The sequence below is a fragment of the Buttiauxella sp. S19-1 genome (genome assembly GCF_022134725.1).
Lineage (GTDB): Bacteria > Pseudomonadota > Gammaproteobacteria > Enterobacterales > Enterobacteriaceae > Buttiauxella > Buttiauxella ferragutiae.
Genome location: NZ_JAHWLU010000259.1, coordinates 1 through 953 on the forward strand (window position 1 = coordinate 1; position 953 = coordinate 953).

The 953-nt window shown below is 49.1% G+C and carries 2 protein-coding genes; one reads left to right on the forward strand and one right to left on the reverse strand.

The genetic code is table 11. The features are described 5' to 3' along the window. On the forward strand, positions 1–586 hold a 586-nt coding region (locus MES37_RS24450), incomplete at its 5' end, for an ATP-binding cassette domain-containing protein (RefSeq protein WP_237932833.1). A 16-nt stretch (positions 587–602) separates the two neighbouring features. Here the strand turns inward: MES37_RS24450 and MES37_RS24455 are convergent. Then, positions 603–947: a YejG family protein gene (locus MES37_RS24455; protein WP_064544949.1), complete on the reverse strand. Its 345-nt coding sequence runs from the start codon at positions 945–947 to the stop codon at positions 603–605. Positions 948–953 lie beyond the last annotated feature (6 nt).

Genomic DNA, 953 nt, shown 5'->3' on the forward strand with positions numbered 1-953 from the left:
GATTCACTCCAGCGGAGAGATCTGGTTTGACGGAAAGCCGCTGCACTCTCTCAATCGCAAAAAGCTGCTACCACTGCGTAACCGCATCCAGGTCGTCTTTCAGGACCCAAATTCGTCGCTTAATCCACGGCTCGATGTTTTGCAGATCATTGAAGAGGGTTTGCGCGTCCATCAGCCTGCGTTAAGTGCAGCCGAACGTGAGCAGAAAGTTAGCGTTGCCATGCAGGAAGTGGGGTTAGATCCACAAACGATGCATCGCTATCCAGCAGAGTTTTCTGGCGGACAAAGACAGCGGATTGCGATTGCCAGAGCGCTCATTTTACAACCGGAATTGATGATTCTTGATGAACCGACATCATCTCTGGATCGTTCGGTACAAGCGCAAATTCTGGCACTGCTGAAGTCGTTACAAGAGAAGCATCAGTTGGCCTACATTTTTATCAGCCATGATTTGCGCGTGGTGAAATCGTTATGTCATCAGGTTGTGGTATTGCGACAGGGAGAGGTGGTCGAGCAAGGAGCCTGCCAGCAAATTTTTGCTGCACCCCAGGCGGAATACACACGCCAGTTACTTGCACTTGCCTGACTCGCAGATTTTAGAGTCAAAAAGGATTCGCGCTGGAGAAAGACTCAGCAATAGCAACACCAAAATTTTTCAGTCGGCAAGTTGCTGCAAGCTCATCCTGACGATTCACAAATAAGCACGGCTCACCTTCACATTCCACGACCGAAGAATCTACTTCGATATCTCGCAATGCGAGGCTTAATTTATGCATTGTTGGCCATGCAGAATCGCTGTTGTCGCTCAACAATTTGAGACCAATCAGGCAATTTTCAGCGCTCTGCCCGCTTTGCGGAATCGGTTCAACTCGGGAACCTGCAAAACCCGCCAACCAACGATAACGGTGTGGTAAGCGATGAACGATGGAAAGTTGTAACGTATTCACTGTGGT